Annotated in this window: 15 protein-coding genes; 5 read left to right on the plus strand and 10 right to left on the minus strand. The window is 41.8% G+C overall.

Annotation, left to right across the window (positions count from 1 at the left end; all coding sequences use genetic code 11):
- Positions 1–38: 38 nt before the first annotated feature.
- The 10 genes from C0V77_RS22145 to C0V77_RS22195 form a co-directional block, all read right to left on the minus strand.
- The gene (locus C0V77_RS22145; protein WP_101728581.1) at positions 39–320 is read right to left on the minus strand and encodes a PqqD family peptide modification chaperone; all 282 of its coding nucleotides are present in this window, start codon (positions 318–320) and stop codon (positions 39–41) included.
- Between the two features lie 147 nt (positions 321–467).
- Positions 468–1,163 carry a DsbA family protein gene (locus tag C0V77_RS22150; RefSeq protein WP_101728582.1) on the minus strand — a complete coding sequence of 232 codons (696 nt, stop codon included), beginning with the start codon at positions 1,161–1,163 and terminating at the stop codon, positions 468–470.
- A 166-nt stretch (positions 1,164–1,329) separates the two neighbouring features.
- Complete coding sequence (gene serS, locus C0V77_RS22155) at positions 1,330–2,601, minus strand: serine--tRNA ligase (protein ID WP_101728583.1); 1,272 nt, start codon at positions 2,599–2,601, stop codon at positions 1,330–1,332.
- 39 nt (positions 2,602–2,640) lie between these two features.
- Positions 2,641–3,969 (minus strand): aspartate kinase, encoded by a 1,329-nt coding sequence (locus tag C0V77_RS22160; RefSeq protein ID WP_101728584.1) that lies wholly within the window; start codon positions 3,967–3,969, stop codon positions 2,641–2,643.
- 64 nt (positions 3,970–4,033) lie between these two features.
- Entirely contained in the window at positions 4,034–4,654 is a 621-nt protein-coding gene (locus C0V77_RS22165; protein WP_101728585.1) for a nucleotidyl transferase AbiEii/AbiGii toxin family protein, read from the minus strand.
- Positions 4,609–4,908 carry a DUF6922 domain-containing protein gene (locus C0V77_RS22170; protein ID WP_101728586.1) on the minus strand — a complete coding sequence of 100 codons (300 nt, stop codon included), beginning with the start codon at positions 4,906–4,908 and terminating at the stop codon, positions 4,609–4,611. The genes C0V77_RS22165 and C0V77_RS22170 overlap by 46 nt, the downstream gene beginning before the upstream one ends.
- A 4-nt stretch (positions 4,909–4,912) precedes the next feature.
- The gene (ribH, locus tag C0V77_RS22175; protein ID WP_101728587.1) at positions 4,913–5,392 is read right to left on the minus strand and encodes a 6,7-dimethyl-8-ribityllumazine synthase; all 480 of its coding nucleotides are present in this window, start codon (positions 5,390–5,392) and stop codon (positions 4,913–4,915) included.
- Positions 5,393–5,488: 96 nt separating this feature from the next.
- Complete coding sequence (locus tag C0V77_RS22180; RefSeq protein ID WP_101728588.1) at positions 5,489–6,184, minus strand: tetratricopeptide repeat protein; 696 nt, start codon at positions 6,182–6,184, stop codon at positions 5,489–5,491.
- Between the two features lie 265 nt (positions 6,185–6,449).
- Complete coding sequence (locus C0V77_RS22190; protein WP_101728590.1) at positions 6,450–7,127, minus strand: helix-turn-helix domain-containing protein; 678 nt, start codon at positions 7,125–7,127, stop codon at positions 6,450–6,452.
- Positions 7,128–7,259: 132 nt separating this feature from the next.
- Complete coding sequence (locus C0V77_RS22195; RefSeq protein WP_101728591.1) at positions 7,260–7,973, minus strand: MIP/aquaporin family protein; 714 nt, start codon at positions 7,971–7,973, stop codon at positions 7,260–7,262.
- Between the two features lie 207 nt (positions 7,974–8,180).
- Here C0V77_RS22195 and purB point away from each other — a divergent pair, with 207 nt between their 5' ends.
- The 5 genes from purB (at position 8,181) to C0V77_RS22220 (ending at position 16,695) form a co-directional block, all read left to right on the plus strand.
- Positions 8,181–9,524, plus strand: a complete 1,344-nt coding sequence (purB, locus tag C0V77_RS22200; RefSeq protein ID WP_101728592.1) for an adenylosuccinate lyase — start codon at positions 8,181–8,183, stop codon at positions 9,522–9,524.
- Between the two features lie 204 nt (positions 9,525–9,728).
- Positions 9,729–12,674, plus strand: a complete 2,946-nt coding sequence (locus tag C0V77_RS22205; RefSeq protein WP_101728598.1) for a DEAD/DEAH box helicase — start codon at positions 9,729–9,731, stop codon at positions 12,672–12,674.
- A 43-nt stretch (positions 12,675–12,717) separates the two neighbouring features.
- Complete coding sequence (locus C0V77_RS22210) at positions 12,718–13,671, plus strand: D-2-hydroxyacid dehydrogenase (protein ID WP_101728593.1); 954 nt, start codon at positions 12,718–12,720, stop codon at positions 13,669–13,671.
- A gap of 68 nt (positions 13,672–13,739) precedes the next feature.
- The gene (locus tag C0V77_RS22215; RefSeq protein ID WP_101728594.1) at positions 13,740–16,049 is read left to right on the plus strand and encodes a DUF5916 domain-containing protein; all 2,310 of its coding nucleotides are present in this window, start codon (positions 13,740–13,742) and stop codon (positions 16,047–16,049) included.
- A 130-nt stretch (positions 16,050–16,179) separates the two neighbouring features.
- Positions 16,180–16,695, plus strand: coding sequence for a hypothetical protein (locus C0V77_RS22220; protein ID WP_101728595.1), 516 nt, complete (start codon positions 16,180–16,182; stop codon positions 16,693–16,695).
- The last annotated feature ends 665 nt before the right edge of the window (positions 16,696–17,360 follow it).

A 17,360-nucleotide genomic window follows, 5' to 3' on the forward strand; every position in this document is an offset into this window, starting at 1 on the left:
TGACACCAGGTTTGCTTTTTTGTGATGGCGGTAAGATTTCAACTTATCAAACCCTGTTCTTTTAGTTTTTCAAGGAACGCATAAGTTTCTCTGGCACATTGGTCTTCGTTAACATCAAATCTGGAAATAAGATGCTGAATTAAGTTTTCGGCAGTAGTTGGCTGTTCTAACTTTTCCCATATTACTGTGGCTATGTTATTGAGTGTAATATATTTCCCAGTTTCAACATTCATTATAACCAGCTCGTCTCCCAGTATATTACTTTCGATATTTTCTTTTTTGCGGATAATAATCTCTGTTGTATTGAGTTTTTGGTTCATAAAATGTAGAGTAGATTTTTAGTAAAGTTACCAATACACCAAACAAAAGCAAAGCATTTGATTCATATCCCAACTAAACAGATGAGCGATTGCACTCAAAACAAAGAAAGCCGCTTTTTTCAAACGGCTCTCTTTTATTAAAAATTCTTAGCAATTGTCTCCGTCAATTTCGCAGGCATTGCCGCTTACTTCAACAGGTTTCAGCTCTTCAGCCACTTTTTCAAGCGCCTCCTTAAAAACCGAGGTTGGCTGAGCCCCGCTTAACCCATATTTATTGTTGAGAATAAAGAAAGGAACACCCGAAACACCTAAATTCTGGAAATGCTTTATTTCCTGTGTAACCCAGTAGGCTATCTGGTCGTCGGCCAGAACACTCTCTGTTTTTTCACGGCTCCAGCCGAAATCTTCCATGAAAGCCAGAATATTTTCTTTTTCAGAGAAATCAACGCCATCAGTAAAATAGGCCTTAAATAAACGCCCCTCCAATTCATTCTGGGTTCCTTCCTCACGAGCAATATGCAATATTTTGTGCAAAGGTATGGTATTGATAACCTTTGGCATTTTTTCAAATTCGAACTGAATACCGGCTTCTTTACCTACGCCCTCAACGCGCTCATGCATTTGCTGAATGCGCTCGGCACTTCCGAATCTGTTAATGAAATACTCTTCCCGGGCAAGGCCTTCTGCCGGGATTGTCGGGTCAAGCTGAAAAGGATGCCAGGTAATGTTAAACTCCTGATTTTCAAAACCTTCTAACGCTTTTTCCAGATGTTTTTTACCAATATAACACCACGGGCACGCTACGTCTGACACTATATCTATCTGAATGGGTTTATTTGTCATATTATTCAATGTATTTTAATAATAATAAAACTGCCTCGTTTAAAGAATAGTTCAATTAATGTAGTTACATACAATTACCCCTTAAAAGCTGAATTATTAGATAAACATTAATAAAAAATGCGAGGCTACATACCTCGCATTTCCTGATTATAACTATTTATTTCTCTTAGTTAATGCTATCAAACCCACAGTATGGCACCAATACTTTTGGTATCCTGATGCCCTCCGGTGTCTGGTTGTTTTCCAGAATTGCCGCTAATATACGAGGCAAAGCTAAAGCAGAGCCATTCAAAGTATGCAGTAACTGGTTTTTACCGTCTACCTTATAGCGTAATTTAAGGCGATTAGCCTGATAGGCTTCAAAGTTTGATACTGAACTACACTCTAACCATCTTTTTTGTGCGGCAGAATATACCTCAAAGTCGAAAGTTAAGGCAGAGGTAAAGCTCATGTCGCCACCACACAGGCGAAGAATACGGTATCGCAGCTCTAGTTTAGTGAGCAACCCCTTTACGTGCTCTACCATTTCTTCTAAAGCCTGATATGATTCTTCCGGCTTGCGTATCTGCACAATTTCCACCTTATCGAACTGATGCAGGCGGTTCAGGCCCCTAACGTGCGCACCCCAGCTACCTGCCTCGCGGCGGAAACACGGCGTGTAACCTACATTCTTAATCGGTAATTCGTTTTCTGACAAAATTACATCACGATAAATATTGGTGATAGGCACCTCGGCTGTCGGAATCAGGTATAAGTCGTCGGCAGTGGCGTGGTACATCTGCCCTTCTTTGTCGGGCAGCTGACCGGTACCAAAACCTGAATCTTTATTAATCAGAATCGGCGGTTGGATTTCTCCATAACCAGCTGCCAGGGCCTCATCTAAAAAGAAGTTTATCATGGCACGCTGTATTCTTGCTCCTTTCCCTTTGTAGACCGGGAAACCCGCTCCGGTAATCTTATTGCCTAAATCAAAATCAATGATGTTGTATTGCTTGATTAGCTCCCAATGAGGTTGCGCCGTTTCAGGTAACTCAGGTATTACGCCCGCTTCAAAAATGTTCAGGTTCTCTTCAGGCGTGCGTCCTTCAGGTACACTGGCATGGGGCAGGTTGGGTAAAGTAACCAGCACTTCATAAAGCTCGGCCTCCAGTCCTTTCAGGCTTTCTTCCAGTACCTTCGATTGCGCCTTCAGTTCAGCAGTTTGCGCTTTGGCTGCTTCGGCCTCTGCTTTTTTGCCTTCTTTCATCAGGCCGCCAATCTCTTTTGCCAAGGCGTTTGATTTGGCCAGTGTGCCGTCTAACTCGGCCTGAGTATCGCGTCGCCTCTGGTCAATATCCAGCAGGGCATCAATAGTTTCTTCAGCGTTTTTAAAATATTTACGCTTCAGCCCGTCAATAGTAGCCTGCTTGTTTTCTTTTATATAATTCAGTTGTAACATGGTATTCCTGATAATGGAGCCACAAGGCTTTTCAAAATGTTATTCAAAAGTAAATAAACCTTCGTTCAGGGCATTGAGCGCTGCTTCTTTGTCTTTGGTATCAACCAATAAAGATATGTTATGTTCGGAGGCTCCGTAGGCAATCATTCTGATAGGTATGTTTTTCATAGCCTCTATTACTTTAAGTGCCACCCCGGCTTTATCAGCCTTGAAGTCGCCCACGATACAGATAATCGTCTGGTTGCGGTCGTGTTCTTCCAGCTCTGCTATCTGGCTAAGGGCTGCGCTTATATCTGCCAGGTGTTCGGGGTTGTCTATAGTTACTGCCACCGATACTTCGGAAGTGGTAATCATATCAACCGGGGTTTTAAACTTCTCAAATACTTCAAAAACCTTGGTTAAGAATCCGTAGGCATTCAACATACGTGTCGAGTGAATGTATATTGCCGTAATGCCGTCTTTGGCCGCAATGGCTTTAATTTCAGACTCGGTTGTGTTATGCGCTATTACGGTGCCAAAGGCGTTTGGCTCCATAGTGTTTTTCAAACGCACAGGTACTCCTCTCATTTTTGCAGGTGTAATGGTATTTGGATGTAATATTTTTGCTCCGAAATAAGCCAGTTCAGCGGCTTCTTCAAATGTCAACTCACGCACCGGGAATGTCCTTTTTACGATACGCGGGTCGTTATTGTGCATGCCGTCAATATCTGTCCAAATCTGTATCTCCTCAGCACTGATGGCGCCACCAATCAGCGAAGCTGTGTAATCAGAGCCTCCGCGTTTCAGGTTATCTACTTCGCCACGAGGGTTGCGGCAGATAAAGCCCTGCGTAATGAATATTTCTGTGTCTGGTAATTGTGCAAGCATGGCCGACAGCTTCTCTTCCGTAAAACTCAGTACTGGCTCGTTGTCAGCATCAATCAGCATAAAATCAAGCGCGGGTAACAAAGTTGAGCTTACGCCTTCTTCTTTCAGGTAGGTCTCAAACATTTGTGTACTTAGCAGCTCACCTTCGGCCACTATTTCTTTCTCCTGCTTTAGTGTAAAAGGTTTGATACTTACCAGCGAGCGGATAAAGCCAAATTCTTTATCTACAATTGCCTTACCTGCATAATAGCCTGCTTCGGTTTTATACAAATCTTTAATAAAAGCCTGATAGTGCGCATAAAGGGCATCTATTTTTTCGGTGGCTTCGGTATCATTATTTGCCTTCAGAGATTCGCCGATGGAGATAAGAGCGTTTGTTGTACCCGAAAGGGCAGATAAAACAACAATCTTACGCTGACCGTCTTCTGTAATCAGTGTACGAATAGAGTGCATACGCTCCGGTTTCCCTACGGATGTACCGCCAAATTTCCAAACTTGCATTTTTTGTATTGTGATTTTGTGATTAAGTATTTTTCTATAAAAAATCAGGCACTAATAACCCTATTCATTCCATTGAACTTAAATACTTTTGAACTTCAGCCTTTATCACTTTTTTTACCTCTTCCCAATTAGTCTGCACAATCATATTCAAATCAATATCATAATTTGCATCTTCAAAATAAACCAGACTTTGAAGCAGCATGAAAATCTCCGCATCGTATTTCTGTTGATACCATTCTATAATTTGTTTTAAGGAATAAAGCTTTAACAGAAAATACAAATCTATAAAATCACGTTTTCTACCTCTATTTGTAATAGCTGCCATTTTCATAGTTGCAATATCAGGTAAAACAACCATTCTTATTTCCTCTAATTCTACAAGGTCTTTTATAGGTTTATATGGGTACTTCAAAATATCAACTTTTATGTCTTTTATTTCTCCCTGTAAAAAATACCCTCTGTTAAGATTCTCCTTAAAATTATACTTTTCTTTCAGTTCGGCAGAAAGGATAATTGAATCAAACGGATTGTTTGTAAACAAGTCAATATCTACCGAAATCCTATGACCAATTTGCAAGGCGAGAGCGGTTCCACCAACTAAGTAAAACTCTTTAAGAAGTGGGTCCTGCATTAATTGCTTTAAAACTCCCAAAGTTTCGGGATAGACTGTTTGTGTTTGTAACATCTGAAATCCTCTTTGGGAATTTTATAATAAAAACTACAAAAGTTTAAAGCCAAATCTGATAAATAGCGCATTTCAACCAACTCTTTTTTTATCTTTTCAGCACCATAATATTTATTCATTTCTACCCAATCCGACAATTTACCATTCATCAAAATACGATTGATAACATCCCGAACATGTTTATCAAAGTCAATCTCTTCAAAATTGACATCCCAGAATGCTGCTTTCGATATGTTTGGTTTTACTTTTGACATCTCCTTACTGCAATCCTAACATCTTTATGGCTGTAATAGCTGCCTCGTCACCTTTGTTGCCGTGTATGCCACCGGCGCGGTCAAGCGCCTGCTGTTGGTTATTTGGCGTTAATACTCCAAAAATAACCGGCTTGTTATATTTCAGGGCCACATTGGTAAGCCCCCCGGCCACGGCATGGTTAATGTAATCGTTATGCTTGGTTTCTCCCTGTATTACGCACCCTAATGCAATTACAGCGTCTATCTCCGGCTTTTGGGCAAATATCTGCGAGCCAAAGCTCAATTCATAACTACCGGGTACATTTGCCCTTACAATGTTCTCTGCCTTTGCGCCGTTGTCAAGCAATGTCTGATATGCGCCTTCAAAAAGTGCCTCTGTTATTTCACTGTTCCATTCGGCCACTATAATGGCAAATTTTTTATTGCTCACATCAGGCAAGCCTGTGGTGCTGAAAACGCTAAGATTTTTATTTGCTGACGACATACCGTTAAATATACTTGATAAACAGATACTTTAATTATTAAAAAAGGGATAAACCTGATTCGGCTCATCCCTTTGATTATACTGAATAACCAAATTTTACTCGCCGACAACGCCTTCGAGTTTGGACTTATATTTCTTCGCATTAGTTACTTCAACTGACTCAGGGAATTTTTCAATTAACTGCGTATAAGTATCTATAGCTGACTTATTATCTTTAGCAACTTCATAAGCTCCGGCCAGTTTCATCAAATATCCCGGTGTGAAAGACTTGTTAGGCTTGTAATCGGCTGCTTTTTTATAGTAACTGATTGCGTCTTCGGTATTCTTTTTCTCCATATACACATCGCCGATCAAGGCAAAGGCACGGCCCTGAACTAATAAATCGCCTGAATTGAATTTTTTCAGATGCTCAATAGCCTCATCGTATTTGGCTTGTTTTACCAATGCAACACCTGCATAATAATGAGCCAGATTACCGGCGTCAGTTGAGCCGTAGTTTTCTGCCACGCTCAAGAGACCTTCGTTACCGCCTGTACCGTTCAGTGCCTGTTTTAAAGAATCGGCTTCAAATGCATAAACAGCATTAAACATCGCTACCTGTGCTTCTTCATCCTGCGATTTCGACCAGTAATTGTACCCTACAACACCTAAAACTATAGCCAAAATACCTCCACCCAGATAGGCAAGCAATGTCTGATTCTTTTTCAAAAAGCCTTCTGCTTTTCCGAAGTCTTGCTTTAAAGCGTCTGCATTTTCAAGAATCTCAACTCCTGTTTTGTCTTTTTTTGCCATTTTTAAAACCTAATGATTGATTGACTGAACGCGCATGTATCAGGCAATCTGATATTTTATTAAAATTTTTGAATGTCCGCGATTTTCGGACTGCAAAGTTATAAAATTGATTCCGAACTTGTTGTATTCTTTTATAAAAAATATACCAGAATCTTGCCACTTTATTCTATTTTCTTTGTTTTTACAGTGGCTGTGGCCAACAAGCGGCCTGGCAATTACATAAAAAAGCCGGAGAATACACCTCCGGCCGGTTAATAATACGTTTTTAAGCTGCCATGAAATAATCCTGCACCTCATGTGGCTGGACCTTTATGACATTGGCCAGAACCAATACCACCAGTGTTCGCGAGGCTATCTTACGGGGTATATTAGCAATACTTGCGTAGGTTTCAACAGTAATGTGTTTGTTATCTGCCAGATACTTCATCAATGTCCGCTCTTTGTCTCCGTAATGAAATCTGATATTCTGTGCCTTGCGTTCACCTTTCAGAATTTCTCTCATTTCACGGCTTGCCTGTACCGAGCGATCTTCTACACGTACGTAGGCTCTTCTGTTTTCCACTATTCCATCAAGGTCTACATAGTGGGGCTTGGCCTGGCTTTTCGGAATGTTAAATATCAGCACATCACGGTCTCCTTCCAATTCAATGCGTTTTACGTCATACTCAATAGCCGGAAAAATATGCCGCTCTATAGCCCTGCGTAGAATAAACTCATCCTCATCGGCAAATTTCAGTCCTTTTATGCTTCTGTCATCACCAACACCGATAATGAGCTGGCCTCCGTCTGAATTGGCGAAAGCAACTATTTCACGGATAATCTTCTCAGGATGATTCGTCTTCAATTTAAACTCAACGTGCTTGTTTTCTCCGTGTCTGACAAGCTCTCTGAGCTCCCTCAAATCATTTCTTGACTGCGGGGCAAATGGATAATCCAATATCATTTCCAGAATGATTTTGGTTTCTTAAAAATATAAAAACCAATTCTTTTGTGCAATAGCTGTTTATAATAAACGAATATTAGTCGCAAAAGTTTATTCAGAAACCCCAAACATCTGAAAAATATTTATGCGCCTTTACAAATGAAAGGCATTCAGAATGAGCGCGGCAATTACTCCGCCAATCACCGGGCCCAGAATCGGAATCCAGGCATAGCCCCAGTCGCTTGTTCCTTTACCGGGTATCGGCAAAATTGCATGTGCAATACGTGGGCCAATATCACGCGCCGGATTAATGGCATAACCTGTTGGCCCGCCCAGAGACAAACCAATTGACCATACCAGAAAACCTACCAGCAAAGGGCCATAGCCAGAGTCTGGCATACTATAAAAAGATGATGAGGCGATAATCAGCACAATAGTGCCTATTACTTCGGCCATCATATTGCCTGTTGTATGTCTGATAGCCGGGGCTGTAGCAAAAATACCCAGCTTGGCGCCTTTGTCTTCTGTTATGCTCCAATGCGGCAGATAGGCCAGCCAAACCAGCACCGCCCCTAAAAAAGCACCAATAACCTGGGCGGTTATAAATGGCACCACATTAGACCAGTCGCCGGTTCTTACTGCCATGGCTACAGTAACTGCCGGGTTCAGGTGTGCGGCAGAACTGCCGAACTTCTGAGCCACAAAGATACCCGTCATTACGCCAAATGCCCAGCCTGCTGTAATAGATATCCAGCCGGCATTTTCACCTTTTGAGCCTTTTAATAATACATTGGCTACCACGCCGTTACCAAGTAGAATCAGTACAAGTGTACCTAAGAGTTCTCCTATAAAATTAGAGGTTTGCATTGATCAGGTTTTGTTGAATAGGTTGAAAAGTGGAGCAATTTAATTTTTTTTTTGATAGAACCATGATTCCGTTACCATTAAAACATTAAATTTGTAGGTAATTAAGCAAAAGACCCTCAATTGGTAATGCACCACTTTACTTGTAGCAATCTTAACCTTTAATTATCTCTGCCATAGAAGATTGGCTACATTTTAAATAACATATTTATGATTTTAAGTTCTCTTTCTGCTATTTCTCCTGTCGACGGTCGTTACCGTAAACAAGTGGAGGACCTAGCGAAGTATTTTTCAGAGTTCGGCCTGATTTACTACCGTGTTCGTGTTGAAATAGAGTATTTTATAGCATTGGTTGAATTACCCCTTCCGCAACTTTCTGCTTTTGATAAATCGCTCTTCAAAGACTTAAGAGCTATTTACCTAAACTTTACGGAAGAAGATGCTCTTACAATTAAAGAAATAGAAAAGACTACTAACCACGACGTAAAAGCGGTTGAGTACTTTATAAAAGATGCTTTTGAGAAACTCGGTGTCAGCCAGTATTCTGAATTTATTCATTTCGGGCTTACTTCGCAGGATATTAACAATACGGCTATCCCGCTTTCACTTAAAGAGGCCGTTGATAATAACATTCTACCGGTTTTTGCACAGGTGCTGGAAAAACTACATTTTCTGGCCGAACAGTGGAAAGATATTCCTTTGCTGGCACATACGCACGGCCAGCCGGCATCGCCAACCAAACTGGGTAAAGAAATTCTGGTTTTTTGTGAACGCCTTGAAAAACAGCTTGATTTACTGAAAACCATACCTTACGCTGCCAAGTTTGGTGGCGCTACCGGCAACTTTAATGCCCACTTTGTGGCTTATCCGCAAACAGACTGGGTAGCATTTGGCAACACGTTTGTAAACAATCAGCTCGGGCTGAGCCGCAGCCAGAAAACCACCCAGATAGAACACTATGATATGCTGGCCGCAATGAGCGACAACATTAAGCGTATCAACAATATACTGATAGACTTCTCGCGCGATGTCTGGACATACGTGTCTATGAACTACTTCAAGCAGAAAATTAAAGCCGGCGAAATTGGCTCTTCAGCCATGCCACACAAAGTTAACCCCATTGACTTTGAAAACGCAGAGGGGAATCTTGGTATTGCCAATGCCGTTTTTGAACATTTTGCGGCCAAATTGCCTGTTTCTCGCCTGCAAAGAGACCTGACAGACTCAACAGTGCTAAGAAACCTGGGTGTACCTGTGGCACATACGGTAATTGCCTTGAAATCGTTACTGAAAGGACTGGACAAACTGGAACTTAACCGAGACGCCATAGACCAGGATCTGGAAGAAAACTGGGCAGTAGTGGCTGAAGGTATCCAGACCATCTTAAGAAGAGAGGGTTTCCCGAAACCTTACGAAGCGCTTAAGTCGCTGACCCGTACGAACGAGAAAATCACTGAAAAGAAAATAAAGGAGTTTATAGACACACTAGATGTGGGCGAAAAAGTAAAGTACGAATTACGCCGTATTACTCCGTTTAATTACACCGGTATTTAAGGCATAACCTCATCTTTCTTCCCTTTACCAGTAGCAGCATGATTCTTCATGTTGCTACATTTTTTTTATTCTATCGCTTCCTTGCAAATCACCTAATCTATGGTCATTTTTGTAGTTTGTTGAATGAACAAAGTCCACGCCATGACACGGATAAGAAAAGTTTCTCCTAAACACCCAAGCGGCAGGGCTTCCTATTTTGTAAACATGAAAGTATCTACTTTACAACCTTTTCAAATCGTATATTCATTATTTGAACATGAGTATCTGGGCTTTTTGTTTGAATCTTTCATTATTCAGCTCAATAGCAAAGGAGAGCTTACACTTCAAAACCAGAACGTTTCGTCTAAGAACATCAAAGAATTTGCAGAGCGGCTCGATTCTACCGATTTTGAACTCGTGAAATTGATAGATGCCATACAGCAGGAAGCTATTTTAAAGAAATTCAGTACCCGAAAAATAAGTCCGCTTGATTTTTTCCTGAAAGTTTACGACACAGAAAAAGGAGATAAACTATTGCAGGAAACCATTCATAGCTATATGGAAAAACACCGGGCTCAGATTTTAGAAAAGCTGATGCCCAAGCAGGTTTTTATAATGGGTACCGACGGCGACCCAACCTGGAGAGAGGTAAGAATGATACCCGAAGGTGCACGGGTATTCTTTAATTTTGTTCGAAATGAAGAAAACACCCATTATTTCCCGACGATCAAACACCAGGGCGAACGGGTACAGTTTCAGTTTAAGAATGCCAGCATTTTGTGTGAAGAACCCGCCTGGCTGCTCATTGATGATAAACTATACCATTTTGAAAAACAGGTTGACGGCAAAAAACTACGGCCGTTCCTGAACAAAAATCATATCATTATACCGCGTAACATTGAGGAGACCTATTATCAAAAATTCATAGCCCCGCTCATAGCGCAGTTTGATGTTTTTGCACAGGGTTTTGAAATACGATTTGAGAAGCATACATCTAAACCATTGCTGACAATAAGTGAGGTAGTAGCCAGTAGTCAGAAAGTGTTGGCCTCATTATTTGAACAAGACGAAGACGAAAAAGATGAAAAAGAAAGCAAAATTGTTTTTGACCTGGCATTTCAGTATGGCAGCTATACTTTTCGTTTTGATAGTTTCTCGGCCGAAGCCTACGTAAACGTAGAAAAAAAAGGCAATGACTGGATTTTCCATAAGGTAAAGCGCGACCTGGCCTATGAGCGAAAGCAAATAAACCAGTTGAAAGAATGGGGGCTTGATTTACGACAGGGACGGATTTCGTTCCCGAAACCTCAGGCTTTTTCCTGGTTACAAAAAAATGCACAACTACTTGAAGAAAACAATTATAAGGTAAAACAAGATGAAAACAGCCAGAGCCAGAAACAGTATTTTCTGGGGTACTCGGCCATTGAAATAAACATTGAAGAAAAAAACGACTGGTTTGATATTCAGGCAAAAGTGCGATTCGGTGAGTTTGAGATTCCGTTCCTGAAACTGCGCAATCTGATTATGGCCAATAAACGGGAGTTTGTTTTGCCCAATGGGCAGATAGCCGTGATTCCTGAAGAATGGTTCACGCGCTATTCAGAGCTGTTCAGCTTTGTAGAGCGAAACGATGAAGATGAAGTAATTCTGAAAAAACACCACCTGGTGCTGGTGCAAGACCTTACCGATGAAGGACTGGCTCATTCGGTTATTACCAGAAAACTGGAAAGACTCCGCGATTTTGAGAAAATCAGTCAGTATGATACCCCACAAAGGCTGTTAGCAACCTTGCGGCCCTATCAGAAAGCCGGATACGATTGGCTGCGGTTTTTATCGGAATACAAGTTTGGAGGTTGCCTGGCCGACGACATGGGCTTGGGAAAAACCATTCAGACATTGGCATTTCTACAGTCGGAAAAAGAAATGGGATTAGCCCAACACCCCACGCTGCTGATAATGCCTACGTCATTGGTATATAACTGGCTAAAAGAAATTGAGAAGTTTACACCAGACCTGAAGGCATTTGTTTACACCGGTACGTACCGCGAGAAAAACACCCAGCAGTTTGATAATTATGATTTGATTCTGACATCTTACGGCATTGTAAGGCTGGATATTGATTTACTTAAAGATTACCGTTTTCATTATGTGATATTGGATGAGTCGCAGTCTATTAAAAATCCGACATCGTTCATCTCAAAAGCAGTAATGCAATTGAATAGCGCCAACAGGCTGATATTGACGGGCACTCCGCTTGAAAACAGTACAATGGATTTATGGACACAGATGACCTTCATTAATCCGGGTTTGTTGGGTACACAGCACTTCTTTAAGAATGAATACCAGATACCCATTGAAAAACATCAGGACGAAAAACAGACCAGGCACCTTTATAGTCTCATTAAACCTTTTATGTTGCGCAGGCATAAGTCGCAGGTGGCAACGGAGCTTCCGCCCAAAGTAGAAAGCGTGCATTATTGCGACATGTCGGAAGAACAGGAAAAAACTTATGAAGAGGCCAAGTCTTACTATCGCAACATTATTCTTGAACAGATTGAGCAGGATGGGCTGGCGAAGTCGCAGATGGTAGTTTTGCAGGGCTTAACCAAGCTACGCCAGCTGGCTAATAATCCGGTGATGATTGATGAGAATTATGACGGCAGCTCTGGCAAAGATGAGGAAGTACTGCAAAGGTTAGAAACCATTGTAGACGAAAACCACAAGGTATTGGTGTTCAGCCAGTTTGTAAAACACCTAGCTATTTTCAGGCGATATCTGGACGAAAACAAAATACCTTACTGTTATCTGGATGGCTCTACGGTTAACCGCCAGGAACAGGTAGACCGCTTCCAGAATGACAAGAACATTAAGATATTCCTGATATCATTAAAAGCAGGGGGGCTAGGCCTTAACCTTACTGCAGCCGAATACGTTTTCCTGCTTGACCCCTGGTGGAACCCGGCCATTGAGGCCCAGGCAGTAGACAGAGCGCACAGAATAGGCCAGCAAAATACCGTTTTTACCTATAAGTTTATTACACGAAACTCGGTAGAAGAAAAAATTCTGGCTTTGCAGCAAAACAAAAGGAAGCTGTTCGATAACCTGATTACCACCGAAGAAACCTTTGTGAAATCTCTATCAAAAGAAGACATCATGAATTTACTGGCCTAGTGGCCGGCAGTGCAAAACCATTCAACCTTAAAAGAACAAACGTATGAAAATAGTATATCTTGATGCCCATACAATAGACATCCTTGGCGACCTTGATTTATCGGTTCTGAACGATTTGGGTGAGGTAACTCTCTATGACCGCACGCCTAAAGAACAGATTATTGAACGTGCCAAAGACGCAGAAGTTATTCTGACCAACAAATGCCCGCTGGATAAAGATACCATCAGCCAGTTGCCTGATCTTAAATACATTGGAGTAACAGCCACCGGTTTTAATATTGTAGATGTGGCGGCGGCAAAAGAGCAAGGCATAATAGTTACCAATGTGCGTGGCTATAGTTCTGCCTCGGTAGCCCAACTCACATTTGCGTTATTATTAAGCTTTACCAACCGCGTTGCGCAACATGCCAATAATATTGACCAGACCTGGCCATCATCTGCCGACTGGTGTTTTTATCATTCGCCTTTAATTGAACTGGAGGGTAAAACGCTGGGTATTGTGGGCTTTGGCGATATCGGCAAAAAAGTAGCGGGCATTGCCCTGGGCTTTGGCATGAAAGTACTGGCTAATAAAAGAGACCTTACCAAAGGCGGTATGGAAGGCGTAGAACTATGCGAGGTAGAAAAAATTCTGAAAGAGAGCGACTTCCTTACTTTGCATTGCCCTCTTACAACCGCAAATCAGGGATTCATCAATCAGGCTTCTATAGGTCTTATGAAGCCAAACGCAGTTTTAATTAATACTTCGCGCGGGGGTTTAATTAATGAACCCGATCTGGCCCATGCACTAAACGCAGGCCAAATTGCCGGTGCAGGGCTTGATGTACTTTCTATAGAACCACCGGCATCTGATAACCCGCTACTCAAAGCTCAGAATTGCATCATAACGCCACATATTGCCTGGGCCGGTGTTGATGCCCGTAAAGCGCTTTTAAATGGTATAGCAAGCAATATTGCGGCCTATCAGAAGGGGCAGCCAGTAAATGTGGTTTCATGATAAACATGAAATTATATCTGTTTACATAGTATCTTTGCATTAAAGTACTATCCGTATTATACACTTTTATGAAAAAACTTTACTTAGCCATAGGAGTATTCTTATGCGCTTTGAACCTGATTGCACAAGAAAACAAAACCTCAAACGAAGAGAAATACGTTATCCATATTAAAAAATCTGTTGCCCCGATTAACCTTGACGGGCATTTAGATGAAGAGATTTGGAAAACCGCAGACGTGGCCGGGAATTTTTTTCTGAAACGCCCCTACGATACTTCTTTTGCCCAATTACAAACGGAAGTACGCGTAGCTTTTGATGATAACTTCTTGTATGTGGGTGCCGTTTGCTACCAACCACGTAATACCTACACCATTGCATCGCTCAAAAGAGATTTTGAACCCGGCACCAGCGATGTATTTGCAGTGAACCTGGATACTTTTAAAGATCGCCTTAATGCGTTTCAGTTTGTTACCAACCCTTATGGGGTGCAGCGTGAAGGACTGGTTTTTAACGGAGAAGAAATCTCTAATTTCTGGGATAATAAGTGGTATTCGCACGTTAAAAACTTCGATGACTATTGGGTGGTTGAAATGGCCATTCCTTTCAAGACAATACGTTATAAAGTGGCCGATGGAGAAAACAGCTGGCGCGTAAACTTTACCAGAACTGTATTAAAAACAAACGAACAGTCTAGCTGGAGACCCGTTCCACGTAATTTTGCACCAAGTAACCTGGCCTTTACAGGTCTGATGGTCTGGGATGAAAAACCGCCCAAGCCAGGTGCCAATGTATCTGTGATTCCGTACGTTTCACTGGCCGCTGAGAAAGACTTCCCCCGAAATGAACAAGACCTGAGCCCTATCGGAACAACTACCGGCTACCCAAAAGGAATCGGTATGGATGCCAAAGTGGCGGTTACGCCATCACTTAACCTGGACCTTACAATAAACCCGGATTTCTCGCAGGTTGAGGTGGATAAACAGGTAACAAACCTAAGCCGCTTTGAGTTATTCTTCCCCGAACGGCGCCAGTTCTTTCTGGAAAACAACGACCTGTTTGGCAGTTTTGGTTTCCCCGATACCCGACCGTTCTTCTCTCGCCGTATAGGCATTACCCGTAATCCAAATACGGGGCTCAATCAGCAGGTGCCTATCCTGGCCGGTGCACGCCTGAGTGGCAAGTTAAACGATAAATGGCGCATTGGTCTCATGAATATGCAGACCAAACGCGTGAGCTTCGGTAACAATAAATACCTGCCTGCTGCCAATTATTCTGTGGCCACAGTGCAAAGAAAGATTCTGGACCGCTCAACCATTGGTGCTGTTTTTACAGATAAAGAAAATATATTTGGTAATTTAAGCGAAGAACAAACCGGTAGTTACAGAAAATATAACCGGGTTGGTGGCCTTGAATTTAACTACTACTCTAAAGACAGTCGTTTTGAAGCTGAATCCTACTATCATCAGTCGTTCTCGCCCAATGAAAACAAAGATGCTGCCAGCGCGGCACATTTTATGGGGTATCATCACCCCAATATAGACTTGAATTTTGGTGTACAGCGGATAGGTAAAAACTACCGTGCAGACGTAGGCTTTGTGCCTCGCACGGGTATATGGCAGTTGTTTCGTCCGGTTACTGTAATATTAAACCCGAAGTCGAAGAATATATCCAGATATATAAATGCCTATGGGGTAGGGTCTGAAGGTTCTGATGTTTTTGATTTGAAAGGAAAGTTGCTCGACAGTGAGTCTAACCTGTTTGTTTTTGCTAACAGCCCTGCAGGAGATGAAGCCTATATAGCCTACAGCTGGCAATTTACTCATTTGTTTGAAACTTTTGACCCAACTAATGCCTCAGATAATCCGAATCCGGATGCTTTCAGGAATGTTGTAGAATTGCCCGTTGGTAATTATAGCTCCAGATTTTTCAATATGGGCTACACCAGTAGCCAACGATATACCTTAAATGGTACTTTTGACTTCAGTAAGGGCAAGTATTTTAATGGTAATGCTACAATCTGGGAAAGCAGCATAGCGTATAGATTCCAGCCGTACGGCATATTAACAGTAGACTGCAACTTTACTGACATCCGCCTTCCACAACCCTACAACAGCGTAAAATATTGGTTGTTAGGACCCAGAGCCGAACTGGCCATATCAAAAAGCTTATTTTTTAGCACGTTCTTTCAGTATAACACACAAACCAACAACATCAATATAAACTCACGTCTACAATGGAGATTCAGGCCGGTGAGTGATGTTTTTCTGGTTTATACAGATAACTACTTTGCTGAAAACATTAGCAGGTACTACGTAAATGCATGGGCTCCTAAAAACCGGGCGCTGATTTTAAAAATGACCTACTGGCTAAATATATAGATAGCTAATTCTAAACCAGATAAAAAACTATAGAAATGGGGGAAAGATTACGATTAATTGTCTTTGTTAAAAATAGAAACATGCAACCTTTAAGCTTGCAAGCGCATCATTTACAAAAACAAACTGAATCATGAAACGATATGCTTTTTCTCTTTTCATTCTGCTTTACTTTTTGTTCGCTACCGAAACAAATGCCCAGAGAAGGGCAAACAGATATAGGCATAACTATGGCCCTTATGTACGAGTTATTCCACGTGTGTTTGTCCCACGGATTGTCGTACCACCACCAATAATTGGTTTTTCGTGGGGCTATAGCCCAAGAGTATATGTAATACCCCCACCGATTATTATAGGAGGCGGAAGAGGCTGGCGCCACTACCACGGCCGCGGATATGATTGTAATAGCCATTGCCACCGCTGGAGCGAGGACCCTTATTATCAAGAAAGAGAGCGAAGGTATCATGACCACAGAAGAGACCGTGAGTACTATGACGACCGCGACAGACGCTATAATGAAGATAATCGTAACCGCAGATACAAGGATTATGATAACTATTATAATCGTTTAGAAAATAATCAGCAGTCAACTCCGAAGACTTATAATACTGACGAGGACACTTTTGAAGACGAAATTGAAACGATTTGATTTAAATAAACTGAGAGCGAGAAACAAAAGGATAGGAGATTCTTCTATCCTTTTTTGATGTTTTTAAAGTTCTACTCTACATCACCATGTGGATTTCTTAATATGTATAGGGAATATCCGTTTGAATCTGACGATCCCTAAAAATATTCGCAACTCTATGCTTAACTTTATCTACCCCACAACTTTTAGAGTTGATGCGAAATCAGTTCAGAGGTGTAAGAAATATTACTTTCTTCCTCTTTAGACTTACAAAAATTTATGCTTAGCCCCCAACTTTTTCACTTGAGCCGCTGTTTTAACTGCTCGGTTCGGGATGGGAAGGGTATAAAGCAAAAAAAAAGACCCTAGAATTGCCTCTAAGGTCTCTGAATAAAAAACTGGGCGGACGGCTAGTCCATCTACTTACTCTCCCAAGTATGAACCGGCGAGCGCATCGTCAGAACCATCACGCGGCGCGTAGCCGCGGTGCGGACTGGGCGTCCCCGGGCCGGAACACGCTGTTTTAACTACTCTGTTCGGGATGGGAACGGGACACGTAGTCGAGGTGTTCACCCGCCCTATGGACGCTATGAAAATCTTTTGTGATTTGCGTTAGGTAAAATGCAAAAAAAAAAGACCGCTACTTTCGTAACGGTCTCTGAATAAAAAACTGGGCGGACGGCTAG

The sequence above is a fragment of the Emticicia sp. TH156 genome (genome assembly GCF_002855535.1).
Classification (GTDB): Bacteria; Bacteroidota; Bacteroidia; order Cytophagales; family Spirosomataceae; genus Emticicia; species Emticicia fluvialis.